The sequence below is a fragment of the Alloacidobacterium sp. genome (genome assembly GCF_035631355.1).
Classification (GTDB): Bacteria; Acidobacteriota; Terriglobia; order Terriglobales; family Acidobacteriaceae; genus Alloacidobacterium.
Map to the genome: position 1 here is coordinate 1 of NZ_DASQIX010000049.1, position 24,415 is coordinate 24,415.

Consider the following 24,415-nt stretch of genomic DNA (forward strand, 5'->3'; position numbering starts at 1 on the left):
GAACTGGAGCAGATTCGCATGAAGTCCGCTGCTTCGGCAGTTTCAAGCGCCGCCGATCAGGCCGTTGAGGTGAAGGGAATTAAAGTCTTGTCCCAGCGCGTGGATTCACTTGACCGCGGACAAATGCGCACCCTTGTCGATAATCTGCGGAACAAGCTTGGCTCCGGCGTGGTCGTCCTCGGCTCCTCGCAGGAGGACGGCAAGGTCGCGCTCATCGTCGGCGTCACCAAAGACCTCACTGGAAAAGTGCAAGCGGGAAAGATTGTCGGGCAGATTGCGAAGCTCGTCGGCGGTTCCGGCGGCGGCCGTCCAGACATGGCCGAGGCAGGCGGCAAGGATGCGGGTCAGTTGGATGCCGCTTTGGAAAGTGTTCCCAAAGTGGTTCGGCAACTTATTGGAGAATAAATTGCCGCATCGAACCGCCCTGGTCGAATTCACATCTTCCCAAAGCCTACTTTTGTCGAGACGCAGGAACAGCGGGCATGAGCGGCTCCAATGCCTGGATGAGCGCGTGGTTGCCGAGACCGCCCTTGCCTTCTTTCTGTAAACGGGCGTAGAGCTGGCGAATCATTCCCGTAGCCAGAAGGGGCAGGCCAAGTTCGCCCGCGTATTCGAGCACGAGGTCGACGTCCTTCTGCTGCAGATCGACGGTGAATCCAGGCTTCCAGTAATTGTCGAGCACCTGCGGAGCGCGTTTTGAGAGCATCCAGCTCCCCGCGGCCCCGGATTCGACGGCGGCGACGGCCTTCTTCAGATCCAGCTCAGCCGCGCGGCCGAAGAGCAACGCTTCGCTGACAGCAAGCATGTTGACGACAACCAGAATCTGGTTCAACAGCTTGGTAACCTGTCCCTTGCCCGCCGGCCCCATGTGAGTGATGCGTGTTCCGATGGCTTCAAGAATGGGCTTGGCGCGGTTGAAGTCTTCTTCCATTCCTCCTGCCATGACGGCCAGAGTGCCCAGCGCTGCGCCTTCACTGCCGCCGGAGACAGGCGCGTCAACATAGCCAATGCCTATTTTGCGGAGCTTCGCAGCGATGTCTTCCGTCGCTTTCGGGCTGATGGTGCTGCAATCGATAACCAGGCTGTCTTTCTTCAGGCTGGACGCGGCTTCATCTACGACCTGTTCGACATCGCCGGTATTTGTGACGCATAGCATCAGCACGGACGAGGATGCGGCGAGGTCTCTGAGCGTCTTCGTCTGCTTAATCTTCAGAGACTTTGCGAGTTCTTCCGCTTTGCTTTCAGTACGGTTCCAGACGCTGACGGCGTGGCCTTTGGTGGCGAGGTTCTTCACCATTCCCGCGCCCATGATTCCGAGTCCTACGAATCCGATGGTTTCTGGCATAGGGGTAGATTATCGCCTAACAGCCTTATTTTCTTGTCACATCTGCACTGAGGTGGCCTTCTGGTTCGACCCGTGAAATTTTTCTTGACTTTCCTGTATATGTAAGCATCTACTTACGGTAAGTGAATGATTACCTTCAATCCGGATGTGAGGCGCTGGGCGATACGACGCGGTTTGCTATCTTTAGCGCGCTGGTAGAGCAGCCGCAGGCGGTGGGCGAACTGGCGGAGTTATTTCCGGTGAGCCGTCCGGCGGTGTCGCAGCATCTGCGCGTGCTGAAGCAAGCCGGGTTGGTGCGGGATCGTAAGGTGGGCACACGGCGTATCTATGCTGTCGATCCGGAGGGGATGACCCGCTTCCGGCGGGAGCTCGATCAACTTTGGAATAACGCTCTGCTGGCTTTCAAGGAAGCCGTCGAGAAATGGGAGGAACCACATGCCGTTTGAGACTTTGGCGCCTGTTTTGAAAAGCGTCGTGGTGAACGCGCCGCGTGAGAAAGCGTTCAGGATATTCACCGAATTTTTCGGCGGTTGGTGGCCGTCGACGCACCACATCGGCAAACAGCCGTTCGAGACGGCGGTTCTCGAAGGCAAGGTGGGCGGGCGCTGGTATGAGCGTATGACCGATGGCTCGGAATGCGAGTGGGGACGCGTGATTGCCTGGGACCCGCCGTCGAAGGTGGTGATGTCGTGGCATCTGCAGCCAGACTGGGGATATGATCCCAATCCGGCGACGGCGAGTGAGGTGGAGGTGCGGTTCATTGCTCAGTCGGGAAACTCGACGCTGGTGGAACTTGAGCATCGCAACCTTGAACGGCATGGCGATGCCGGAGCCAGGCTGCGCGGAAGTGTGGATGGCGGCTGGGGACAAATCGTCGAGTCGTATGGGAAATTTGCCAACGAGCATGCCGGGGAAGGCCTGTGAAGATTGCCGACTGGATTTTCGGATGGCTCCTGTTTTTGGGTGGTATAGGTCATGGCCTTGGAAGTCTCAAGGCCTACAGCCATAGCCCTGAACTTTTATTGTGGGCCGAATGCGCGACACTGGCGGTATGGCTGCTGGCCGCCCTGAACCTGTTGCGAGCAAGCAGGCCGGAGGACCGTCCGCTGGCCTGGGTAAGCTTTTTCGGATGTCTTGCGTGGGGGGCCGCTGCCGTGGCGTTTGGAAGGTTGATCAGAGACGTGCTGGATTTCCGGCCGCTGATCAACCTGATCCTCGCACTCGTGCTGGCAGCTTTCAGCCTACGGACGGCATCCACAAGGGCTTCAGTTTCCACCACGTAGACGATCGACACGGCGGCTTCAGCTTATCAGCGAACAAGGACCAAAAATAGCTGCACCCATATCTATGTCTGTTGCTCGAAGGGGGAGAGCAATGGCGTTGGAAAGATTCGAGATTCTCGCGGATCTCAGTGCGGCGATGACCGCGAACGACAATCTAAGCAAAATCATGTTCGATATCGATTTCCGGGAGATGTGGATCAACGCGCAGATTCTGCTCGGAAATGGGCCCAGTTCGGTACTGAACGGACTAACTGCGCTTGAGCAGCGAATGGGCCAGGCGCAGCAGACGAAAGTAATTCTAGCGACCAGGATACTAGAGCTCCTGCGCAGCTACGACGCGACAAAATGCTGCCTTATTGCGCGTGCTTTCTTAAGGCAAGACGGCAGAAACGGGAGACCAACTTTGATCCGCCGATCCGAAGTCAAAGGTTAAGACGAGGAGCGGCGTAGAGGCAGGATATCCTCAATTTCGCTCTGCATCGACAGTCGCTTGATCCATGGTCACCGCTTCTTCGACTTCTTTCAGTCGCTCCAGAGGCAGTACAAATCGTAGTGGCGAGTGAACTACCTGCTTCATCAGGAATTTCAGTATCTTTACGCGTTCATCATGGCGAACGTTGTAAGCGCGCAGCGCTGTCACTGAGGCGATAGCAAAACTTACTCCCAGGTTGAGTACGAAAGTGATACCGATTCCGGCTACGGCGAAGTAGAACCAATGATGTCCGAAAGAATCAACACCGTAGCGCGCCGCAGACAATGCCAGCATTCCGGTGTTCAGCGTCACATGGCGGACATCGAGCGGCAGGCCGAAGAAGTGGCAGATCTCAGGAAAGAAGCCCATCATATAGCCGAGAACGATGCTGGTGCTCCAGGATGCGATGTTGTTCTCGAACCAGTTAGCAAGGCGCTGCATGCGTCGCGCGCCGATTTTTTGCCCCAGGGGATGCTGTGCGATGGCGGCGGGAATGCGGTTGTAGACGGCAAAGTTCTCGCACCATCCGCCGATGACGGCGGCAGCCCATAAAATGACGCCGGTAATGGCGGCGTCGATGCCAGTGCCTGAGGCGAAGGGGTGGAGCGTTTCGTAGACGCGCTTCGCCGCGGCTGGCGGCAGGTAGGGGTGAAGGAAGATTTTGTGCCAGAGCTGGTTGAAGGCAATGGCGCCGAGGCAGACGGCGATTACGTTGCCCAGCGCGGCGGCAAGCTGCGTGCGGCTGATACAGGCAGCGAAGTCGGAGATCTTGCTCCAGCGGGAGACGCCCCGGTTTTCACGTACGATGCCGGCCAGCGTGGCCCCAGTCACGGAAGGTTGCTTGGTGGCAAGCGCAAGGCCGAAAATTTGCAGCAACAAAAAGCTGATGGCGTAATCAGTGCCGATGAGAAAGCCCGTGATGAACAGCGGCAAAGAGGCTTCCATGATTCTCAACTTGATGGCTGCGGTGAAGACTGTGAGCAGGCCGCCACCGAGCGCCGCGAGCCACATCTGCCAGTATTCGCGGCGATTGTTGGCTATGTAATGTTCGCCGCTGTGCCCAGTACGCTCGACTGTCTTCCGCGCAAGCAGATTGAGGTTTTGGCGGATGAGAGGACCCAGTTGCGTATCTTCGAGCCGTCCGGCTACAAGGGTGTTCAGGAGTTGCCGCGCTGGCTGAAGAGATTGCTGCGTGTCTCCGGCAATGGTTGACGCCAGCAACTGCATGCGATCGAGTGCGGCGTCCATGCTGCTGAGGTCGAAGACGAGGCCGGTGCTCACGCCAGCCTCTTCCATGTGCTCGCTAACCTGGATCATCTCACTGCGGCAGGCGTGAACGGAGTCAAACCAGCGCTGTAAGGCTGCGGAATTTCCGCCTGCCTGTTCCGTTGATTGGAGAAAGGTCTGGGTCGCGAAGACGAGCTGGTAGAAGGGCGAGGCTTCCACATTGCGGGTCGATCCGCGCTGCCTAACGGCCGCGGTCACGCCGCGCCCGGCGACGCGCGTTGCCAGCAGGCTCAACGACTGGCGGATGTCGTCCGCTACATGCGGGACAGCGTCGAATCCGGATTGTGGCCATACGATGCGGACGAGACGCGCGAAGGTGGCGTTGCTGAGGCCGAGAAAACGCGCGACCGCTTTGGGTGTGGCGAAGACGGCAGTAAATAGGCGGGCGGTATCGGATTCTTCACGCGCGGAGGGCAAAAGACGCTGAAAGAGACGGCGGAAGGCTTCAGGCAGAAGCGCATTGTGGGTAGGCAGTCCGGCGTCGGCGAAGAGAGAAACGGAATCCAATTCGGCGAGCATGGCTAGCCATGAGGCGTCAAAGCGAGCGCGCAGCTTTTTGTCCTGCTCAAGAAGGCGGATCCAGCGAAGAAGCGACGTTATGAGGCCGCGGTCACTGGGTCGCGTCCAGATATAGCCAAAGAGAACAGCGGCGCGCCGAGTGCGCGCATTCAGGGTAGTTGCGTCGGCGAATGCCTCTGTATATTCACGCAGGCCAATCTCAGCTTTGGTGAAGATGGCGCGTTTCTGCCAGCGCCTCCGCCGCCATAGCCGCCGCGCTGATCTCAGAAAGGACATCGCCCAATAGAATAGCTGTGTTTCCTGACGCGGCAAGGTCCCGGCCCATTAAAATCGATCTTCTTACGGTGAAGGAGTTCCGCTCACAACCTTACAGGCCCGATTGGGCACTGGTGATTGAAAATGCCGAGGGCGATACGCCGCTTCCGTCTCCAATGACAAGATGAAAGCATCCTGCTCCTCTTATGAAACGCCGTTGCCTGCCCCCTCACTACATGGTCAACAAAAGTTGCTTGGGGCGGGTAAAACCACTCAGAGGAGAGTTTTCAGGGACATGCGACGTGGTACGCCATATCTTGTCCTGACTTGGTGCGTCCTTCTGACGGCCGGGTGTTCGCGGCCAAAACAAGAACCACAGCCTCTGGCGCAGCAGCCGCGCGAAGCGGCAACCAACGCCCTCGGCATGTTGCGGAACCTGGTTAACGAGCAGAACTACAAGGGCCTGGGTTTTCAGTCAGTGGGTGAAGTGAAGCTGGCGGAGCTTGGCCAGCCGATGGAGGTCTACATCATCGGCTTGGAGAGGCTGAAGGGCTATCAGGCAAGCCAGGATCCAAGCAGCCTCCTTACGCCGAGTGCGGAGACGATTTATCCAGTGACGGTCGGCGGTAACGTCCGCACCGGAGTGACGATTGTTCACAAGGAGCAGGGGTACGAGTCGTCTAGCTTTGGCAATGCGGACATTGTGAAGCGTCTGGTTGCATACCGGCTGGGTCCCGAGGATTTCGCTGTCCATATTCCCGCATTCAACTTGTATTTTCTGGGACGGCGCATGAACTCGCGCGTCGTGCTGGCGCCAATCGCCAACAATCCAAGGCTTAAGGCTCCGGCAGGCGAGGCAACCCCCCTCGAAGGCGTAGTCGAGCAGTTGCGGCCTTATGCCGAGTCATACGACGGGCGGCCCTGATTTAACTCTGGAGTAATTAAAGATAGACAATTTTTGGTCGTATTTAAGAGGAATGCTTTTCAGGAAGCGACTCGGCGGCGTATTCTTCCGTCTACTAAATTTAGTCCTGATTTAATGCGCAACGGACCATGAAAAAGGCCGTCATCTTTCTCATTTGCAGCGCCGCTCTCACTCTCATCCTCTATGAGGTTGCGGATTACTTGACTCCGGGTTCGCCCTCGGAGGCCATGACGATCCTGCTGGCAGGCATTGCCATCGTGCTGGTGTGGCTGGTGCAGTGCTTCATTCGCGTAGGCCGGGGGAAGAAAGACAGCGCGCACGCGGTGCGGCAGTGAGACCTATGGCTCTACCGGTTCGGTGACAGCGGTATCGCGCTCCCATCCTTCGTTTTCAAGCTTCAGGTGTTCGATGGCCACGGCATTTGCGTCCGCATCCAGGTCCGGCAGTCCTTGGAATTCTGACGGCCAGCAGCGGAAAACCCTGAATGCGTACACCAGTTGGCCTGCCTCGTTATAAAGCTCAATCACGATGTCCTTGCGGAACTCTTTGAGTGCGACCTCTGAACCCAGTCCTGCTCCGAATTGCCAGACAAGATTGGCCCATTGCTCGAAGGCATGGTCCTGGGTGAGCCCGCGCTCGAGCACAATGGGAGCAAACTGTGTGAGGCCGGGTGACTTCCTGCTGGTGCTGGGATCGCCACCCTCGCGATGTTCCACCACTTCAGTCGTACGAACAAGCCCGCTGACCTTGGAAACAGCCGCGACATACTTGTTGTCCCACTTCACACGAAACTTGAAATTCTTATAAGGGTCGAAGCGCGTCGGGTTTACTGGAAATTCTGCCATGCGCGGAAGAATAGCACCGGATAACGCGGTGTCCAGATGAAAAATCAGTAGCTTATCATCCAATGAGTTCGGTGGATGACAGGATGAAGCCCATGCCATGAGAGTTATGGCCCTTATTGCTGTCCTGATATTAGCGGCTCATCTGATATGGCTTGCTCTGGTAATTTTCGGAGCACTTTGGACGCGCGGCAGGCCTGTGTGGAGCGCGCTGCATATCCTGGCGCTGAGCTGGGGAATTGCCGTGGAAGTCGGCCCATGGCCATGCCCACTCACTCTTGCCGAACAGTTCTTTGAGGCCAGAGCTGGTACACCTTCATTTGAAGGCAGTTTTCTGCTGCACTATCTGGATGCGATCGTCTATCCCAATCTCCCTGGCTGGGTCGTAATGAGCGCAGGTGTCGCCGTTTGCGCCTTCAATCTTGGAATCTATTGCTGGCGATTCCGAAAAGAACGCAAATTTTGAGTCTAACTGGGCTCGGAGTCCGCTGCGTCGAATGGCCCAACCTTGACATAATCCACCCCATGCTGAAAAGCTAGTTAGCTAGGACCCTTCCCGGCACCTCTGGCTTGTATTCATGCGCCTGAAATATGGTTGCGCGCCGCAGGCTGAGGGCGGATTTCAAGGGCCTGTGTTCCTGAAGGAAATCAGAGCCTTTGGCGCTGTCCAATCCCTTCCGCGGATACAAATTATTAGCTCCCTGTGCGAAGCGCAAAGCGGCGCGGGGAAAAGGATTGCACGTTGAACGCAACATTTCTGCTTGCCGGCGCACTTCCCCCGGGCCTAGTTTCATTTCTGCCCTTCGTGGTCATCATCGCGGTTTTTTACCTGCTGCTTATCCGTCCCAACCAGAACAAGCAGAAGCAATGGCAGCAGATGCTCCAAAACCTGAAGCCGGGCGACAAAGTGACAACCACGGGCGGAATTCGCGGCGTCATCATGTCCATTAAGGAAGACGCCATTCAGTTGCGCGTGCCGCCGGACAATATCAAGATGGAAGTAGTGAAGAGCGCGATCGCTTCCGTAACCACTGAAGAGGCCGCAAAGTAGCGGCTGCGCCCGATTTTTGAACTCCCATGCAGAAGAACCTTAAGCAAAAAACCATTCTGATTTTCGCGGTGCTGATCGTCTTTATCCTCGGCATCTTCGGCATTCCCAAAGGCATAAGTGGAACCGCGCTGAAAGATTCGATTCTTGAACGCATCCACCTGGGTCTGGATCTGAAGGGCGGCACCCACCTGATCCTGCAGGTGATGACGAACGAGGCGGTAAGCTTTACCACGACCAACGACGCCGCGCACATCCAGACCGAGCTGCAGCAGAACGGCATCACCGTCGGTTCGGTGGTCCCGGATACAGCGCACCCGGAGGCGATCCTGATTAATGGTGCGCCGCCGGACCGCATTGGCGATATTCGGAGCGTGCTCGAGCAGCGGTACAGCAACCAGTACGACATCACCTCGGGCGAGAACAACACTTTCACACTGACGATGAAGCCGACGGCGGTTGCTGACCTCAAAAAGAACACGATGGAACACTCCATCGAGGTCATCCGCCAGCGCGTCGATTCGCTCGGCGTCAGCGAGCCGATTATCGCGCCGTATAACCTGGGCACAGACCAGATTCTGGTAGAGTTGCCGGGCGTGGACGATCCGGCGCGCGTAAGGAACGTGATTCAGTCCACTGCGCGACTTGAAATTCACGAAGTTCAGGGCGGTCCGTGGTCAGATGAGCAGGCGGCTTTGCAGGCGCTTGGCGGATCTGTACCTTATGATTCCTTGCTGCTGCACGCGGCTCCGGGCGCGTCCGGGGCAGGTGGCGGTAATGAGGTCTACCAGATCAAGCGCGCGGCGGAAGTGGCCGGAACTGACATCCGCGATGCGCAGGCCAGCCAGAACCAGAACACCGGAGAGCCTGAGGTAATCTTCTATCTGACATCGGCGGCGGGCAACCACTTTGCCGACTTCACCGGCGCAAACAAGGGCAAATCGCTCTGCATCGTGCTCGACAACAAGATTCAGGAAGTGGCCACCATCCACGATCAGATCCGCGATACCGGGACGATCTCAGGCGGCAGCATGAATGCGCAGCAGGCGAAGGATCTGTCCATGCTGTTGCGCACCGGCGCTCTCCCCGCGTCAATTCATTACCTGCAGGAAAGCACCGTAGGGCCGTCGCTGGGCGCCGATTCCATCCGCCAGGGCGTACTGGCTTCGATTGTCGGCATGTTGGCAGTCCTGATCTTCATGCTGATCTACTACCGCGGAGCGGGCATCAATGCCGATCTGGCGCTCATTCTCAACCTGGTGATCCTGCTCGGTTTCATGGGCTATACCCAGTCGGTGCTCACGCTGCCCGGAATTGCCGGCGTGATTCTGACCATAGGTATGGGCGTCGATTCGAACGTACTGATTTTCGAGCGCATCCGTGAAGAATTACGGGCAGGCAAATCGCCGGCGGCGGCAGTCGATCAGGGCTTCGCTCATGCGTGGACGACGATCATCGACACGCACGTCACTACGATTGTGTCGGCGGCAATTTTGTTTATCTTCGGCACCGGGCCGGTGCGTGGCTTTGCCGTAACGCTGACCTTTGGTCTGCTGGCGAACCTGTTTACGGCTGTGTTTGTGTCGCGCGTGATCTTTGACTCGCATCTGGCCAAGAAGCAGCGCGGCGAACCGATTTCAATTTAGGTATCCACCCTTTGCTTCGCAAAGAATGGGGCACCCAAAGATTTTCGGCTTGAATGTTTTGAAGAGGAACGACTTTAGTCGTGCCGTAACAATCGCAGGAAAGACGCGGCTTTAGCCGCCGAAGGACTAAAACAGGTCCTTCGCTCCGCTCGGGATGACAATCCTCGAGGGGTGGGGAAAAAGAAATTCAGGAGCAGGCGGAATTCCGTGGAACTGTTTCATGACGTAAAAATCGACTGGCTGGGAAAAAAGTGGTATTTCCTTGCCTTTTCACTGATCTTCAGCGTGGCCGGCCTCATTTCGATGGGCCTGCATTGGGCACATACTGGAACCCCAATTCCCGAGGACGTGGATTTTCGCGGCGGCACGGTGGTGCGCGTAAAGTTTGACGCGCCTCCGGACGCCGACAGGATCCGCGCCGCGGCGGACAAGGCCGGGCTCAAGGACATTCGCATCCAGCCCATCACCGGCAGCCAGTCGGTGAACAACGAGGTCATCATCTCGCTCGCGACCCAGGCGAATGAATCCGCGCTGGACCAGGGACGGGCCACGATTGTCCAGACTCTTGAAACCAACTACGCGCATAACGCGGCGGCCAACCCGGGCAAGCTCGATCTCGACAATGCCGGACGGGGCACGCTGGCAAGCTGGCTAGCTCAAAAGGACCCTGAGCATCTCGGCGCGAATGATGCCGCTCAGGCCCACTATGACGATCAGGCCAGGGCGATTCTGGCGTATCGCGACCAGCGCAGCGGCCTCATCGACTCGATTGACAATCTTTCCGGCGTGACCACTCCGGCTGTTCTCGCAGAGTTAAAACAGGACGCCTATCTTTCCGGTTTCGCTGTCCGGAACGCCGAAATCGTCGGCCCGCAGGTGGGCGCGCAATTGAAGAAGCAGGCATTGCTGGCGACTTTGTATTCGCTGGCCGGGATGCTGGTCTATCTCTGGTTCCGCTTTGAGCTGATTTACGGCGTGGCCGCGGTAGTTGCCGTCTTCCACGACACGCTGATCACGGTCGGTGCGTTCAGCCTCACGAACCAGGAAGTATCGCTGACTGTCATCGCTGCCATCCTGACGCTCGTCGGCTATTCGATGAACGACACGATTGTAGTCTTCGACCGCATCCGTGAAAACCTGCGGCTCACGCGACGCGAGCCGCTGGCTGATATCGTCAATCGCAGCATCAACCAGACGTTGAGCCGGACGGTGCTGACCTCGGGTCTTACGTTTCTTACAGTGCTTTCTCTTTATGTGTTCGGCGGCGAAGTGCTTCATGGCTTTTCTTTTGCGCTGGTGGTGGGCATTCTCATCGGCACCTACTCGTCGATTGCGGTGGCTTCGCCGATGCTGGTGGCCTATCAGGAATGGCGGCAGCGGCGCGGCAAGTCTGCCGCTTTGCCGTCGGCAAAAAAAGCTCGCGTTTAGGGCCGGGTAACGTTTCCAGTCGTATGCCGAGTGTGATATAGCTTCTTCACTCGGCTTTTTACAAATTCTCTGACCCTGCTGCTGAAAAAGCCGGGCAACCGGGAACAATTGAGCACCCTTTCGGTGTCAATAGGTGGTAACAAGTTCTTCTTGGAAGAGGTAGGCCCATGTTTGAAGATGCCTTGATGGAATCGGGCGGAAGGATCAAGACCAAGAGCAAGTACTTCACGATTATCGGTTTCGTGCTAAATGGGTCGATCCTTGCTGCAATGATCCTGTTTCCGCTAATTTATCCGGAGGCGCTGCCAAAGGCGATGATGGCGACCCTGCTGGTTGCCCCGCCACCGCCACCGCCACCGCCACCGCCGCCACCGCCACAAGTGGTACATGTCCAAAAGGTCGTTTCCGAGTTGCTTAACAACCAGCTGACCGCGCCGACCAAGATCCCGAAAGAAATCAAGATGGTCAAGGAAGAAGCCCCCCCAGGAGCGACCGGCGTTGCCGGAATGGAAGGTATGGGCGGCTCTGGTGGAGGAGTGCTCGGAGGAGTGCTCGGCGGCGTGGGCAACGGCCCCGCTCCGGTCGTGAAGGCCGCTGCCCCCAAAAAGATAGCCGTGTCGTCAGGCGTGATGCAGGGCAACCTGCTGGTCAAGACGATGCCACAGTATCCGGCCATCGCCAAAGCAGCCCGTATTCAGGGAACTGTGGTCCTGCAGGCAACTATTTCCAAGTCTGGCACCATCACCAATCTTCACGTAGTCAGCGGCCCGCCGATGTTGCAGCAGGCGGCCATGGACGCAGTGAGATCCTGGCGCTATAAGCCGTACCTGCTCAATGATGAGCCGGTCGAGGTAGAAACCCAGGTCAACGTGGTCTTCAGCCTCGGCGGTTGACGGCGCGTTTTCATCATCCGGCCTTTCCGCCGCGGCAGCGGCGGAGTGGTAAAACCGCAGGCAGCCACGCAGTTCTAATTCGCGCAGGTTTTTCCTAACGAAGAAAACTCCTCAGGAGGAAAGATTCAAGTGATTCTCGCTCAATTAACACACGCATTTCACCCGGCTACGCTCGCCTTTTTCCAGGAGCAGACGGTGGGTTTCAGCCCTCTCGACCTCTGGAACAATATGGGCTGGCTCGCCAAGGCGGTCGTCATCATCCTGTTCATCATGTCGATCTGGTCTCTAGCCGTCATGATCGACCGCTGGCTCTATTTCAGCGCAGCCCGCAAACAGTCGCGCGAGTTCGCTCCTCGCGTTGCCGGCGCCCTGAAGGAGGGCAAGCTGGACGAGGCGGTGAAGGTTGCTGACCGCAACAAGAAGTCGCACCTGGCCGAAGTGGTAACCGCCGGCCTGCAGGAGTTCCGCAACTACGGCAGCGGCGGCTCGGTGACCGAGGACCAGATTGAGTCCTCGAAGCGCGCTCTGGAGCGGGCGGAAGCCATCGTTCACGCGAAGCTGAAACGCGGCCTGGGCGGTCTGGCCACCATCGGCTCGACGGCCCCGTTTATCGGACTGTTCGGGACCGTCGTCGGTATTTTGAACGCATTCCGTCAGATCGCTACGCAGAAGACTTCTGGCATCGGTGCTGTCGCTGGCGGTATTTCCGAAGCGCTGGTCACCACCGCCATGGGGCTGCTGGTCGCCATCCCGGCCGTTATGACGTTCAATTACTTCACCAACAAGGTGGAAGCGTTTGACGTCGAGATGGACAACTCCTCGAGCGAACTGATCGATTACTTCCTCAAGCAGGGCGGCCGCCGCTAAACGGCAGAACGCACTCGGTAGCGGGAATCTTGCGCACTGGAGCGAGGCCGATGAAGAGGCGCTCGCTCCGGGCGGTTTTCAAGATGCCACGTCGCCTGAAAGGAAGTCCGATCTGAGGGCCGGTCGGAAATGGATCCGGACTCGAATCACGGAGCACAGGAATGGGAATCGTAAAACGAGACGAAGGCAAGAAGGTCAACGCAAACATTAATGTCACCCCGATGTGTGACGTCATGCTGGTGCTCCTGATCATCTTTATGGTCATCACACCCATGCTCCAGAACAAGGTGGACATAACACTGGCGCAGACCGACAACCCGACGGCAATGCCCGACGCCGACCACGAAGATGCTGTTGTGGTGGCAGTCACCCGCGACGGGAAAGTCTTCCTCGGGCAGGACCAGGTTTCTCTCGGGGACTTGGGGTCGAAAGTCGGTGACATGCTGCAAAACAAGACCAACAAGATGGTGTATTTCCGCGCCGATGCGCGCGCGCACTATGGCACGCTGATGGATGCCATCGACGCCGTGCGTACAACAGGCGTTGAGGAAATTGGCCTGCTCACGGAACAGCGTGAGGGCACGCATCCCAACCCGCCGCCCACGGCTGGCGGAGAATAACGCACGCCAGAGAAACGAGGAACTGACTTATGGCAATGTCAAGTGGCTCAGGTTCGGGCGGCCTGAATGCCGATATCAACATTACCCCTTTGATCGACGTCATGCTGGTGCTGCTGATCATCTTCATGGTCATCGTGCCGGTCACGCCGAAGGGCCTGGATGCGCTGGTTCCCCAGCCTCCGAAGAACCCGCAGCAGGAACAGCCGAATGACCGTACGATCGTCGTGCAGATACTGTCCAGCCCCGGCGGCACTCCGTCCTACAAGATCAACCAGGACGATGTGGCGAAGAATGACCTTCGCAACCGCCTTGAGGCCATCTACGCGGCGCGCGCCGAGAAAGTGATGTTCATTAAGGGCGATCCCGACCTGAACTTCACCAGTGTCGCGGAAGTCGTGGATATGGCGCATGGTGTTGGCGTGGACCATATCGGCCTGATTACCCCTAAGATTGAAGCGGGCCAATAGGCCCGCTTTTCCGTCTGGATAAAGGCCCTTCCTGCCGGTCCCCCGCATGTGGGCTTGCCTTACGGCTGAAACCAATTACAATCACAGCGCAGAGATTTTTTGATGTGCCCCATTGCGATACGCGGTAGATGTCAGGCGTATGCTGGCGATCAGGCGATCAAAGGAGATATAGACATAATGAATCGAATCGCACGTTTTCCGGTATTGTCTGCCGCGTTCCTGGCGATGTTGGCCATGACGACCGGGTGCAACCGCCTCAAGGCCCGCGACCAACTGAACAAGGGTGTGGCCGCCTACAAGAATGCCAAGTATGAAGAGGCAATCGGCCATTTCCAGAATGCGGTGAATCTCGATCCCTCGCTGCCCATGGCGCGGCTTTACCTCGCGACCGCGTATGCCCAGCAGGTTGTTCCCGATCTGACTACGCCGGACAACCTGAAGAATGCGAAGCTTGCGATTGATGGGTATCAGGAAGTGCTGGATAAAGACCCCAAAGATATGGGCAGCCTCAAGGGCATTGCCGGATTGTATTTCCAGATCGACCAGTTCGACAAAGCCAAGGAATGGCAGCAGAAGGTGCTTGCCGTTGATCCGCAGGACGCTGAAGCCGCATACACCATTGGTGTGATTGACTGGGGCGTTGCACACAAGAATCAGGTCGCTGCCCTGAGCGCGGTCGGCATGCAGGACTCTGGCGATGGCAACCCGAAGATGCCGAAGGAAGCCTGCAAGAAGCTGGTGGATCAGAACACGCAGCTCGTCAATGAGGGCATGCAATATCTGCAGAAGGCTCTCGATATTCGGCCCACATATGATGATGCCATGTCCTACATGAACCTAATGTACCGCCAGAAGGCCAATCTCGAATGCGGCAATGACCAGGCCCGCAAGGACGATGTGGATCAGGCGCTTGACTGGAGCCACAAGGCCATGGGCACTCGCAAGGCCAATGAGGAGAAGAAGAATGCCCAGGTACCCGGAGGCGTAGTACTGGACAATTCAAAGTAGCCATCTGATAGTGTGCAACTGAAAGGCCTCCGGTCAACCGGGGTATCCTTTCTTGCCGTGCCGAAGACTCTGAGATCTATCCGAAAAATTCTGATCGCCAATCGCGGCGAGATCGCGCTCCGCATCCTGCGCGCGTGCCGCGAGCTTGGAATCGTTACAGTTGCTGTCTATTCCGACGCCGACCGCGCCGCCCTGCATGTTTTAGAGGCGGACGAGGCATATCGCCTGGGACCGGCGCCAGCCACTGAGTCATATCTGTGCGGCGATTTGATCCTCGATATCGCGCGACGCTCAGGCGCGCAAGCGATCCATCCCGGCTACGGCTTTCTGTCGGAAAATGCCGGCTTCGCCGAAGCCTGCGAGCACGCGGAGATTAAATTCATCGGTCCCCCGGCGAGCGCAATGCGTGCTCTCGGCTCAAAGACACGTGCCCGCCAGGCTGCGGACGCCGCGAACATGCCGCGCACGCCGGGATCGGTAAAGGGACTTGCCTCTCTCGACGAAGGCTACTCCGTTGCCGCCGAAATCGGTTATCCCGTGATGCTTAAGGCGGCAGCTGGCGGCGGCGGTAAAGGAATGCGAGCCGTCTTTTCTAAGGATGAATTATGCGCTGCTTTCGCAGCTGCAGCCAGCGAAGCAGAGCGGGCCTTCGGGTCTAGCGAAGTCTATCTCGAAAAGCTGATCGAGCGACCGCGGCACATCGAAATCCAGGTTCTTGCCGACGAGCACGGCAACTGCGTTTCGCTTGGGGAGCGTGAGTGCTCGGTACAGCGGCGTCATCAAAAGGTCATCGAAGAAGCACCTTCCGCAATTGTTGACGAGGAGATGCGCCGCCACATGGGTGAAGCTGCAGTGCGCCTGGCGAAATCGGCTGGATACACCAACGCCGGTACAGTGGAATTTCTGGTCGACGATGCCCGTAATTTCTATTTCCTCGAGATGAACACGCGCCTGCAGGTAGAGCATCCGGTCACGGAGTTGGTGACTGGCCTCGATCTCGTCCATTTGCAGATTCGCATCGCTCAAGGTGAGCCGCTGTCCTTCGCACAGGAAGACATTCGCCTGCGCGGCCACGCAATCGAGTGCCGCGTCTACGCCGAAGACCCCGACAACGGCTTCTTTCCCTCGCCGGGAAAAATTACGCGGCTGCTGCAGCCGGGAGGCCCGGGTATACGCGAGGACTCCGGCATCTATGAGGGCTGGGTGGTGCCGCTCGACTACGACCCGATGCTGTCAAAGCTGATTGCCTTTGCACCCACTCGTGAGGCCGCGATTGCGCGTCTTCGGCGTGCTCTTGATGAGTATGTCATTGGCGGCATCCGCTCGAACCTGGGCCTATTCCGCCGCATCCTGGACGAAGATGACTTCAGAGCGGCGCGTATCGATACAGGCTATCTTGACCGATTGCTTTCTGCGAATACACCTTTAGCTGAAACACCCAGTTGCGGAGACATCGCGCTGATAGCGGCCGCAATCTTTGAAAGCTCAAGGCCGAAGAACGGTAACGGAAGCGCAGTTGAAGCGAATGCCGATTTCAGCGGTTGGAAACAGGCAGGGCGGCGCGAGGGCCTGGGCGCATGAAGCTCCAGATTGAGATAGAAGGCGAGCTGCGGCAGGTCGAGTTAACGCAAAACGAAGGCGGCAGGTATCAAGCGAGTGTTGATGGCGCTCCCGCATTCGATGTCGAGGCCCAGGTTCTTCGTCCCGGCGTGCTGTCTCTCAACACCGGTGGCCGCGCGTACCGCTGTGTGCTCGAAGAAAGCGCCGAAGGTGTCGCAATCCATCTAGGTGGAAAGCGTTCGCTTTATCGTGTCGATGATCCTCGCTCTCTGAAATCGCGCCTCCGGCGGCATGCAGGCGATGACGGCCCGAAGCCGGTGACCGCTCCCATGCCTGGCCGCGTTGTTCGCGTACTAGCCAAAGTGGGCGACATGGTTAAAGCGCATCAGGGCGTCGTCGTGATTGAAGCCATGAAGATGCAGAACGAATTGAAATCGCCAAAAGCAGGCAAAGTGGTTCAGATGCGCGCTGAGCCGGGTAGCACAGTCGCTGCAGGTGATGTGCTGGTGGTCGTCGAGTAGGTTTTCAGCCTTTTTGATCTCACGGAAAAGATCGCGATTGCCGACATTCCGCTATGCTTCCGCTCGCCTTTGTTTTTGCGGTGCGACAGGATGTGTTCTATATTTAGAAAACATATGCGCGTTTTTGCGGACATGAAGCGCCTTCAATGGTCCTGGGCCAGATGGCTTGGTGTCTTCTGCATTGCGCTAGTTCTGCTGGTCGGGTTCATTCAGGTCGCGCATACGCATCCTCTTGGACAGGTTGATCACGAAGGCTGCTCGCTCTGCAACACAGCGCACCAGGTTGCGCAGTCAGTCGCCCTTGTCACCGTAGCCGTTTCAGTCCAGCCAGTATGGCGTGCCGCAACAGAAAAACCATCCGAGCGGCCTCGTCAAAAATTCATCCATAAACTCGCCAATCGGCCTCCGCCTGTATCCCTGATAGCTGCTTAAACCCGCTTTCACCAGGGCATACAACAGGTTTTTAGGAGGTTTCTATATGCGCGCGTTTTTACGTGGCATCGTTTCCGCTTTTCTTCGCATTTGCGGTCTTATCGTCGTGGCTCTGCCCCTCCAGGCGCAGTCTACTAGCAATTCTGGCACGGTCAGCGGGACGGTTACGGATCCAACTGGCGCAGTGGTTCCCGCAGCAACAATCTCGATTCGCAATGCAGTCAGTCAATATGAGCGCACGACTGCGACTAACCAGGCGGGTTTTTTTCAATTCACCAACGTCCCATTTAATTCTTATCAGCTGACGGTCACGATGACCGGATTCAGCAGTGCATCGCAAGAAGTAAAAGTTGCTTCAGTTGTCCCGTGACTGCAAACATCGCTCTCGCGCTGGGTGCGGCGACAAATACGGTAGTGGTGACAGGCGTCGAAGACCTAGTCGAGAACGATTCGACCATGCACACGAATATTGACCGCGGCTTGATCGAGAGGCTGCCGCTCGAAAGCGCATCTTCTTCAGTAAGTTCACTGGTAACTCTCGCATCGCCCGGTGTCACTGCCGACTCAAACGGGATGTTCCACGGCATGGGCGACCATGCGGAGAACTCATTCTCAGTGGATGGCCAGCCGATCACCGACCAGCAGAGCAAGGTCTTCTCCAATCAGATTCCTTCTAATTCGATTCAGTCCATGGAAGTGATTGACGGCGCGCCGCCAGCTGAATACGGCGACAAGACGAGCCTCGTCATCAAGGTGACGACACGCTCAGGTCAGGGGATGACCAGGCCCACAGGCAGCATCCATACTTCTTACGGCGCATTCGGCACTGCGACCGGCGGCTTCGATCTCGGATACGGCAAGGCGAACCGGGGCAACTTCATCACCGCGGACGGGCTGAGTACCGGACGCTTTCTTGATCCGCCCGAGTTCAAGGTCTTTCATGCGAAGGGCAACGGGCAGAACATCTTTGATCGCATTGACGACCAGTTCACTGAGAATGACTCAATCCATTTAAATCTGAACTACACGCGTTCGTGGTTCCAGACCCCGAACGCCTATGACAATCTGAACGTTCTCGACCAGTTTGGAAACAGCGTCGGCGAAACCGACCAGAAGTCGCGGATTGAGACATTCAACATCTCGCCAACCTACACACGGCTTCTAAGCCAGACTTCGGTCTTCAATCTCGGTGCATTCGTCAGGAAGGACGCCTTCAACTACTTCCCGAGCGAGAACCTGTTCGCCGATCTTGGGCCTATTCAATCAGAGTCCGTCGGCCAGCGCCGAACGCTGTTGAATACGGGCCTGCATTCTGACATTTCGTATGTGCGAGGCATTCATAACTTCAAAGCAGGCGCCATCTATGAGCACACCATCCTCCGTGAGAACGATGTGCTGGGCATTGTCAATCCGACTCTGAACTCGCCTTGCCTCGATGCAGAAGGCAATTCTGTGATTGGGTTTACCGATCCCGCACAATGCACTGCGGCCGACGACGAGCCGAATCCCAATTTCAAATGCCAGCTTGCTGCCTTACGATCTGACTCGAAGCGGTGGCCTCTTTGGATTCTACGGACACACCGACGTGAAGCAGTTGGCCATGTATGCCGAGGACCAGATTACCGCCGGCAACTGGCTCTTCGATGCAGGCATTCGTGGCGATTTGTACAACGGGCTTACGATTGCACACGAAGCGCAGCCACGGGTAGGAGTTTCGTACAACATCAAGAAGACGAACACGGTGCTGCGCGCGTCCTATGGCCGCTCGCTGGAGACGCCTTTCGACGAAAACCTCGTCCTATCAAGCCTCGGCTGCTCCGATGTCGTGCTTTCTCCGCTGTTGAATTGCACGCCGGGAGTTTCGTCGCGGTTGGAGCCAGGCTTCCGCAATGAGTTCCATGCCGGACTGCAGCAAGGATTTGGCAGGAACCTCGTCCTGAGCGGGGAATATATCTGGAAATATACGCACAACGCCTATGATTTCAGTGTGCTCGGCGACACGCCCATTACTTTCCCCATCAACTGGCATAATTCAAAAATTCCAGGTTTCGCGTTGCGCGCAGAAGTGCCGAACTACCATAACATCAGCGCGTTTGTGGTTATGTCCTCCGTAGCGGCGCGCTTCTTCCCGCCGCAGATTGGCGGCGCGGGCGCAACCGTTGGCCAGAGCGGTTTCCCCTTCAGGATTGATCATGATGAACGGTTCAATGAGACCACGCATATTCAATATCAGTTGCCGTGGCGCAACAGCACCTGGTTTGGTTTTAACTGGCGCTTTGATAGCGGAGAAGTTGCGGGATCGGTGCCGTGCTACGGCGTGACCGACCCAAACAGCGGATGCGGCCCGACTTCGATCACGCTGCCGAATGGGCAGCCAGGGATCAAGTTGAGCGGCTTCACTCCCGACCAGCAATTTCAGGCTGGACTGACCTGCGATGGCGTGCGGGCCACTCCCACGTTCGGCTTCCCGCAATGCGACGCGAACGGATTGTCTTCGAACTTGGTGAAAATCCCGGCGCCCGGAACAGAGAATGACGACAAAAACCCCCCGCGAGTTCAGCCGCGCAGCCTAATCGATCTGGCCGCCGGTGAAAATAATATCTTTGGCGGCGACCGATATCGCTGGGGAGCGCGTATTACGGCCGTCAATGTGACGGACAAATATGCGCTCTACAACTTCCTCTCAACCTTCAGCGGAACGCATTATGTGACGCCGCGGACGATCACGGGACAGATTACGTTCTCGTTCTGAGGAGCAGTTCCTATTCCACGGCCTGCTTCTCGCCAGTGCGCCAGCTTTTGTATGCGGCGTCGAGCACGCGCTGGTTATGAAGGCCGTCTTCGCCGGTCGCGAGATATGCACCGCGACCTTCAATCGCGGCGGAAAAGCCGTCGATCATACAGGTGTAAGCGTCAGCATTAGAGACGCGCTGGTGCGCCGCGACTTTGTCCTGCCGATATAGGATGACCTCGACAGGATGGTCAACAGTCATTCCGTTTTCGCAGAGAATGACGCCACTCTCGCCAGTGATCTCGATGAGCGACCGATACGACCCTCGCGTCGTCACGGAGACGGCGCCTATCGCGCCATTGCCGAAAGCCATGTTAACGACGGCGTGCGATTCAACTTCTCCAGAATTTGCATCTCTATGGGCGAGCGTGCTGACTTCCGTGATGTCGGTATTCAGCACGAAGCGCAGGCCATCGAGGCAATGGATGGCCACATCGCCGATGGGGCCGCCCGTCGCGAGCTTGGGATCATAGATCCACACGCGCGGGCTCTTCTCGGCGTTGTAGCAGAACTGCGCGTGCGCGAGCAGCGGCTGGCCGATGCGCCCCTCGGCGATCCATTCGCGGATAAGCTGCACGCTAGCGTTGTACCGCATATTTTGTGCGACGCCGAAGACGACTCCGGCAGCGCGCGTGGCGAACAGCATCTTCTCGACTTCTTCCGCATTCATGCCCAGCGGCTTTTCGCACAGCACATGCTTGCCATGCTGCGCCGCGAGCAGCACATGCGGCAGATGCAGCGCGTCAGGCGAGACGATAAAAACGGCGTCAAGTTCCGGAGACGCGCAAAGCTCTTCGGCCGAATCAAAAACATGAGGGATATGGAACGCGCGTGCGTCCGCCTGTGCTTTTGCGGGGTCCCGTCGCCACATGCCGGCAACCTGTGCTCCGGCAAAGGCGGGCATAAGACGCTTGGCGGCGTGATGGCCGAAGCCGAGAATGCCGTATCGGATCATAGAGGAATCTTCCCTTGGTGGCTAAAGCCGCGCTCGATTGGCTCATCTACGGCACGGCTAAAGCCGTGCCCCTTCAAAGAACTCTCTGACTCTACTGCGCTCCGTTCTTGAATATTTCTTCGGCGAAGAAGTTTTCCACTCGTGCTTCGTCACGCAGCATTTCCAGGTAAGCGTTGCGGAGCAGTTGCTGCCGGGCATCGCGCAGTTGTCCGCGAATGGTTTGCTGCACGCGCGGATCGTTCAGCTCGCGCTGCCCCGCTGCCTGCTTGTCAATGAGTTTGAAGATCGCATAGCCAACCGTTTTGTGCTGGTTGTCATATACGGGCAAAATGTCCGTGATCTGGCCCGGGTTAAGTTTCTGGATTGCATTGTAAACATCGGGGCTGCTATGCAGTTGCGACTCGGAGACAAAGCCCATGTCGCCGCCGTTTGACGCTGTATCCGGAGCTTCGGAAAAATTCTGTGCGAGCAGCCCGAAGTCCTCGCCGCTCTCCAGGCGGTTGTGCAGCGTTTGAATCTTCTTCTTTGCTTCCGCATCGTTCGTAGCTTTGCTGTTCTGCAGGTTGACAGTCTGTTGCTGAGGCGGCAGCGGAATCGACGTCACCATGATCCGCGCGAGGTGATACATCGGCTCGATGAGGTTGAACTCGGATTTGTGCGCGTTGTAATACGCCGTGATGTCCGCATCGGTGATGTTGATCTTCGAGTTGATCTCTTTGTTGAAGAGTTTTTCTTCGGTTTTGGCGCGACGAATCTGGCGCTTCAGGTCGTCGAGTGTCTGATGGCTGTCAGACAGCTTCTTGTTGAACTCTTCCTGCGTATAAGGTGCTTTGAATTCATTGATCTGGTTTTCAACTTCTTCGTCAGAAGCAGTCAGGTTCAGCTTCGCCGCGCGCTCCATGAGGATTTCTTCATCGATGAGCTGATGAATGATATTCAGGCGTACGATGTCGGCTTGTTCTTTTGTCTGCTGCTGCTTCGACTCTCCTAGGTTGCTCTGGTAGAGCTGCTCCACCTCCGAGCGCATTATTGGTTTGCCGTTCACTGTTGCTACAACGTCAGGTCCGTGCGTGCGGCGGCAACCGGAAATGCCGGCAAAGCAGAGCGCGGCCACGCCGATGAAAGCCACCTTCTGAGGAAATTTCAAAGCCTGATAAAGGGAGTTGCCCATCGATAAACGTTGCAACACATGTCTCCTCGGGAACGCTGCAGGCGCGCTCTCCAGTGTATTCAAAATCACCTTCGCAATCATGAATGAAATGCCGTCACTATCTTCCGCCCGGCTTAGCTGCCGCGCCGCTGGTTGGTTCCTGAGGCGGCGTGACGCCCTCGGCCTTCAACGCGCGGTCAATTGCCAGCCATACTTGAGACTCCGGAAGCGCTCCGGACAACCGCTCGCCGTTGATGAAGAGCGTCGGTGTGCCGTCCACTCCGAGCGCATCGCCTTCCTTGATCGAGGCGCGCACGACAGAATCATCCTGCTTGGCCAGGCAGGCATCGAGTTTTGCCGAATCGAGCTTACTCCGCTGGCCCTCATCGCGCGCCAGCTTGTCCAGAGTAGCTGCCGACGCCGCGGCGTCGCGTTTCGGTCCGCTGATGTCGTCGCCATGTGTGTGCAGATAATCGACGTAATTCCAGTAAGCCGTCGGACTTTGCGCCGCCAGGCAGTTGGCATTGACAGCGGCATGCAGCGCCCACGGATGGATATCGATAAGCGGATAATCCTTGTAAACGACCTTGATCTCGTTTTTGTAGCGGTCGAGCGTATCGGGGAAAAGCTGCGCGTGCATACGCGCGCAATAGGGACATTCGAGGTCATCAAAACTGATGATAGTGACCTTCGCTTGCGGGTTGCCGCGCACGGGGCGGCTGTCGGTCGAAATCAGGTCCGCCGGGTCTTTGCTGATGTCCCATTTTGAGAGGCGCGCGAGCGTGTTGCCATCTTTCGAGAGCAGAAAGTTCAGCGTCTGTCTCTTCGTCGGATCGGCGGACGACGAAAATGTAATCGGCACAGTATCAAATCCCGCAATGTCGCTCTTCGTGCGCGGGCCTACAGTGACGTTCCAGTCCTGCGGCACATTAAGCTGCGAGCGCACGAGAATCTCAATGCGACGGTCGACTTTAGGGCTGAGCGGGGTGTCCTGCGCCTTGCATCCGGCTGCTAAAAGAATGGCCATGCAGCCAAGGAAAATCCGGGTTCGAAACAAGAAAACCACCTTTCTCCGGTGGGAGAAATCTGTCTCCTGATTATCTCATTTAGATGAGAGCCGGTGTGTTCATATGGCTCGAAAGCGGGCATAGACGAATGGCTGTACTCTGCCATTCGGAGTCCGATGTAGTTCATCCGCGCTTTCGATCAGACGGAAGTGCTCGCTCAGTTCGCGCGCAAGAGACTCGGTGGTGTAGCGGACAACCTGTAGCCCGCTGCACCGCGCCGGACCTCTTGCTGCGAAAGTGGCTAGGATCAAATGCCCACCACTCTTAAGCAATCTGGCTGCCTGCCGAACATATGCCGAGCGGTGCGTTTCTGAAGTCAGAAAGTGAAAGACGGCCCGGTCATGCCAGATGTCATAGGCATGTTCGGGAAGCTTTGCCTGTGTCACATCGGCTGCAATCCAGTGGATGCTGGCTGCGTTTTCGCCGAGCCGTTTTTTCGCTGCCTCAAGAGCAGTTGCGGAAATGTCCAGAACGGTCAGATTCTTGTGTCCCCGCGCGAACAAGTCATCGACCAGCGTGGATTGGCCCCCGCCAACATCAATGATGGACGCGGAGGGCTCAACGTCTGCGCGTTCAATGAGCGCCAGCGACATCTCCAGATGCGCACGGTACCAACTGACGGCGTCCTGTGCTTTTGTTTCGTGGACGGTCTCCCAATACGCCTTCAGATCCATGCTTAAAATATACGTGCTGCGCGGCGCAGGCTGCCTGCGGAACCTACTCCTGCCAGTGTGAAGCTGTAGAGATACTGCGTGTCATCACGCACTGCTCCCAGCGAATAGCGCCGTACCTCGAAGCTCAGGCCGCAGCAGTCCCAGTTGTAGGCCGCCTGACCCGCGCCGTATTGCAATTGGTTCTGGACAAAGTCCCACCCGATGCTCGTTCCCGCGCTCAGGCCAGCTTTGGTCGCGGCCCCATAGCTGGCCGAGACGCGAAATTGGTTGTAATTCGACGTGGCATTTGTGATGGGAGTCCGCGACGGCCCGGGTGTAGATGGAGCTTCAGGCGCATTCAGATGGAAATCGCCCGCCATG

At 57.2% G+C, this 24,415-nt stretch carries 29 protein-coding genes and 1 pseudogene; 22 read left to right on the forward strand and 8 right to left on the reverse strand.

Going from position 1 to position 24,415, the window contains the following annotated elements:
• On the forward strand, window positions 1-405 hold a 405-nt coding region (locus VEV40_RS08835; RefSeq protein WP_324831694.1), incomplete at its 5' end, for a DHHA1 domain-containing protein.
• A 46-nt stretch (window positions 406-451) separates the two neighbouring features.
• On the opposite strand, the gene VEV40_RS08840 is transcribed toward VEV40_RS08835, so the two are convergent.
• Window positions 452-1,345 carry an NAD(P)-dependent oxidoreductase gene (locus VEV40_RS08840; protein ID WP_324831695.1) on the reverse strand — a complete coding sequence of 298 codons (894 nt, stop codon included), beginning with the start codon at window positions 1,343-1,345 and terminating at the stop codon, window positions 452-454.
• A 122-nt stretch (window positions 1,346-1,467) separates the two neighbouring features.
• Here VEV40_RS08840 and VEV40_RS08845 point away from each other — a divergent pair, with 122 nt between their 5' ends.
• The 4 genes from VEV40_RS08845 (at window position 1,468) to VEV40_RS08860 (ending at window position 3,061) form a co-directional block, all read left to right on the forward strand.
• Window positions 1,468-1,791 (forward strand): metalloregulator ArsR/SmtB family transcription factor, encoded by a 324-nt coding sequence (locus VEV40_RS08845; protein ID WP_324831697.1) that lies wholly within the window; start codon window positions 1,468-1,470, stop codon window positions 1,789-1,791.
• On the forward strand, window positions 1,781-2,269 hold the full coding sequence (locus tag VEV40_RS08850; RefSeq protein WP_324831699.1) for an SRPBCC family protein: 489 nt from the start codon (window positions 1,781-1,783) through the stop codon (window positions 2,267-2,269). Before VEV40_RS08845 ends, VEV40_RS08850 begins: the two co-directional genes overlap by 11 nt.
• A complete protein-coding gene (locus VEV40_RS08855; RefSeq protein WP_324831700.1) occupies window positions 2,266-2,628 on the forward strand; it encodes a hypothetical protein in 363 nt (120 codons plus the stop codon). The genes VEV40_RS08850 and VEV40_RS08855 overlap by 4 nt, the downstream gene beginning before the upstream one ends.
• A gap of 91 nt (window positions 2,629-2,719) precedes the next feature.
• Window positions 2,720-3,061 (forward strand): hypothetical protein, encoded by a 342-nt coding sequence (locus VEV40_RS08860; RefSeq protein WP_324831701.1) that lies wholly within the window; start codon window positions 2,720-2,722, stop codon window positions 3,059-3,061.
• Between the two features lie 30 nt (window positions 3,062-3,091).
• Here the strand turns inward: VEV40_RS08860 and VEV40_RS08865 are convergent, their stop codons facing one another.
• Window positions 3,092-5,182, reverse strand: coding sequence for a hypothetical protein (locus VEV40_RS08865; protein WP_324831702.1), 2,091 nt, complete (start codon window positions 5,180-5,182; stop codon window positions 3,092-3,094).
• Window positions 5,183-5,456: 274 nt separating this feature from the next.
• Here VEV40_RS08865 and VEV40_RS08870 point away from each other — a divergent pair, with 274 nt between their 5' ends.
• Both VEV40_RS08870 and VEV40_RS08875 read left to right on the forward strand, forming a co-directional pair.
• On the forward strand, window positions 5,457-6,086 hold the full coding sequence (locus tag VEV40_RS08870) for a hypothetical protein (protein WP_324831703.1): 630 nt from the start codon (window positions 5,457-5,459) through the stop codon (window positions 6,084-6,086).
• A gap of 128 nt (window positions 6,087-6,214) precedes the next feature.
• Window positions 6,215-6,421, forward strand: coding sequence for a hypothetical protein (locus VEV40_RS08875; RefSeq protein WP_324831704.1), 207 nt, complete (start codon window positions 6,215-6,217; stop codon window positions 6,419-6,421).
• 3 nt (window positions 6,422-6,424) lie between these two features.
• On the opposite strand, the gene VEV40_RS08880 is transcribed toward VEV40_RS08875, so the two are convergent.
• Window positions 6,425-6,931 carry a phage tail protein gene (locus tag VEV40_RS08880; protein ID WP_324831705.1) on the reverse strand — a complete coding sequence of 169 codons (507 nt, stop codon included), beginning with the start codon at window positions 6,929-6,931 and terminating at the stop codon, window positions 6,425-6,427.
• A 106-nt stretch (window positions 6,932-7,037) separates the two neighbouring features.
• Here VEV40_RS08880 and VEV40_RS08885 point away from each other — a divergent pair, with 106 nt between their 5' ends.
• From VEV40_RS08885 to VEV40_RS08955, 15 genes are all read left to right on the forward strand, one after another.
• Window positions 7,038-7,394, forward strand: a complete 357-nt coding sequence (locus VEV40_RS08885; RefSeq protein ID WP_324831706.1) for a DUF2784 domain-containing protein — start codon at window positions 7,038-7,040, stop codon at window positions 7,392-7,394.
• Window positions 7,395-7,670: 276 nt separating this feature from the next.
• Entirely contained in the window at window positions 7,671-7,979 is a 309-nt protein-coding gene (yajC, locus tag VEV40_RS08890) for a preprotein translocase subunit YajC (RefSeq protein ID WP_324831708.1), read from the forward strand.
• A 26-nt stretch (window positions 7,980-8,005) separates the two neighbouring features.
• The gene (gene secD / locus VEV40_RS08895; RefSeq protein ID WP_324831709.1) at window positions 8,006-9,622 is read left to right on the forward strand and encodes a protein translocase subunit SecD; all 1,617 of its coding nucleotides are present in this window, start codon (window positions 8,006-8,008) and stop codon (window positions 9,620-9,622) included.
• 207 nt (window positions 9,623-9,829) lie between these two features.
• Window positions 9,830-11,050, forward strand: a complete 1,221-nt coding sequence (gene secF, locus VEV40_RS08900; protein WP_324831710.1) for a protein translocase subunit SecF — start codon at window positions 9,830-9,832, stop codon at window positions 11,048-11,050.
• Window positions 11,051-11,235: 185 nt separating this feature from the next.
• A complete protein-coding gene (locus VEV40_RS08905) occupies window positions 11,236-11,943 on the forward strand; it encodes a TonB family protein (protein WP_324831712.1) in 708 nt (235 codons plus the stop codon).
• Between the two features lie 129 nt (window positions 11,944-12,072).
• Window positions 12,073-12,810 (forward strand): MotA/TolQ/ExbB proton channel family protein, encoded by a 738-nt coding sequence (locus VEV40_RS08910; protein WP_324831713.1) that lies wholly within the window; start codon window positions 12,073-12,075, stop codon window positions 12,808-12,810.
• Between the two features lie 161 nt (window positions 12,811-12,971).
• Window positions 12,972-13,430 carry a biopolymer transporter ExbD gene (locus VEV40_RS08915; RefSeq protein ID WP_324831714.1) on the forward strand — a complete coding sequence of 153 codons (459 nt, stop codon included), beginning with the start codon at window positions 12,972-12,974 and terminating at the stop codon, window positions 13,428-13,430.
• Between the two features lie 29 nt (window positions 13,431-13,459).
• Entirely contained in the window at window positions 13,460-13,897 is a 438-nt protein-coding gene (locus tag VEV40_RS08920; protein ID WP_324831716.1) for a biopolymer transporter ExbD, read from the forward strand.
• A 177-nt stretch (window positions 13,898-14,074) separates the two neighbouring features.
• Window positions 14,075-14,905 (forward strand): tetratricopeptide repeat protein, encoded by an 831-nt coding sequence (locus VEV40_RS08925; protein ID WP_324831718.1) that lies wholly within the window; start codon window positions 14,075-14,077, stop codon window positions 14,903-14,905.
• A gap of 57 nt (window positions 14,906-14,962) precedes the next feature.
• Window positions 14,963-16,486, forward strand: coding sequence for an acetyl-CoA carboxylase biotin carboxylase subunit (accC, locus tag VEV40_RS08930; RefSeq protein ID WP_324831720.1), 1,524 nt, complete (start codon window positions 14,963-14,965; stop codon window positions 16,484-16,486).
• On the forward strand, window positions 16,483-16,986 hold the full coding sequence (locus VEV40_RS08935) for a biotin/lipoyl-containing protein (protein WP_324831721.1): 504 nt from the start codon (window positions 16,483-16,485) through the stop codon (window positions 16,984-16,986). Before accC ends, VEV40_RS08935 begins: the two co-directional genes overlap by 4 nt.
• A gap of 114 nt (window positions 16,987-17,100) precedes the next feature.
• Window positions 17,101-17,418 (forward strand): hypothetical protein, encoded by a 318-nt coding sequence (locus tag VEV40_RS08940; RefSeq protein ID WP_324831723.1) that lies wholly within the window; start codon window positions 17,101-17,103, stop codon window positions 17,416-17,418.
• A gap of 46 nt (window positions 17,419-17,464) precedes the next feature.
• The gene (locus VEV40_RS08945) at window positions 17,465-17,788 is read left to right on the forward strand and encodes a carboxypeptidase-like regulatory domain-containing protein (RefSeq protein ID WP_324831725.1); all 324 of its coding nucleotides are present in this window, start codon (window positions 17,465-17,467) and stop codon (window positions 17,786-17,788) included.
• The gene (locus tag VEV40_RS08950; protein WP_324831726.1) at window positions 17,785-19,311 is read left to right on the forward strand and encodes a TonB-dependent receptor plug domain-containing protein; all 1,527 of its coding nucleotides are present in this window, start codon (window positions 17,785-17,787) and stop codon (window positions 19,309-19,311) included. The genes VEV40_RS08945 and VEV40_RS08950 overlap by 4 nt, the downstream gene beginning before the upstream one ends.
• Complete coding sequence (locus VEV40_RS08955; protein ID WP_324831728.1) at window positions 19,289-20,170, forward strand: hypothetical protein; 882 nt, start codon at window positions 19,289-19,291, stop codon at window positions 20,168-20,170. Before VEV40_RS08950 ends, VEV40_RS08955 begins: the two co-directional genes overlap by 23 nt.
• Before the next feature lie 10 nt (window positions 20,171-20,180).
• Here VEV40_RS08955 and VEV40_RS08960 read toward each other — a convergent pair whose 3' ends face one another.
• The 5 genes and pseudogenes from VEV40_RS08960 to VEV40_RS08980 form a co-directional block, all read right to left on the reverse strand.
• Window positions 20,181-21,164 carry a Gfo/Idh/MocA family oxidoreductase gene (locus tag VEV40_RS08960; RefSeq protein WP_324831730.1) on the reverse strand — a complete coding sequence of 328 codons (984 nt, stop codon included), beginning with the start codon at window positions 21,162-21,164 and terminating at the stop codon, window positions 20,181-20,183.
• A gap of 91 nt (window positions 21,165-21,255) precedes the next feature.
• Window positions 21,256-22,353, reverse strand: a complete 1,098-nt coding sequence (locus VEV40_RS08965) for a SurA N-terminal domain-containing protein (protein WP_324831732.1) — start codon at window positions 22,351-22,353, stop codon at window positions 21,256-21,258.
• 79 nt (window positions 22,354-22,432) lie between these two features.
• Window positions 22,433-23,341, reverse strand: a complete 909-nt coding sequence (locus VEV40_RS08970) for a DsbA family protein (protein ID WP_324831733.1) — start codon at window positions 23,339-23,341, stop codon at window positions 22,433-22,435.
• 99 nt (window positions 23,342-23,440) lie between these two features.
• Window positions 23,441-24,055: a class I SAM-dependent methyltransferase gene (locus tag VEV40_RS08975; RefSeq protein ID WP_324831735.1), complete on the reverse strand. Its 615-nt coding sequence runs from the start codon at window positions 24,053-24,055 to the stop codon at window positions 23,441-23,443.
• Window positions 24,056-24,057: 2 nt separating this feature from the next.
• A pseudogene (locus tag VEV40_RS08980) lies at window positions 24,058-24,415 on the reverse strand (LPS-assembly protein LptD); the annotation flags it as partial.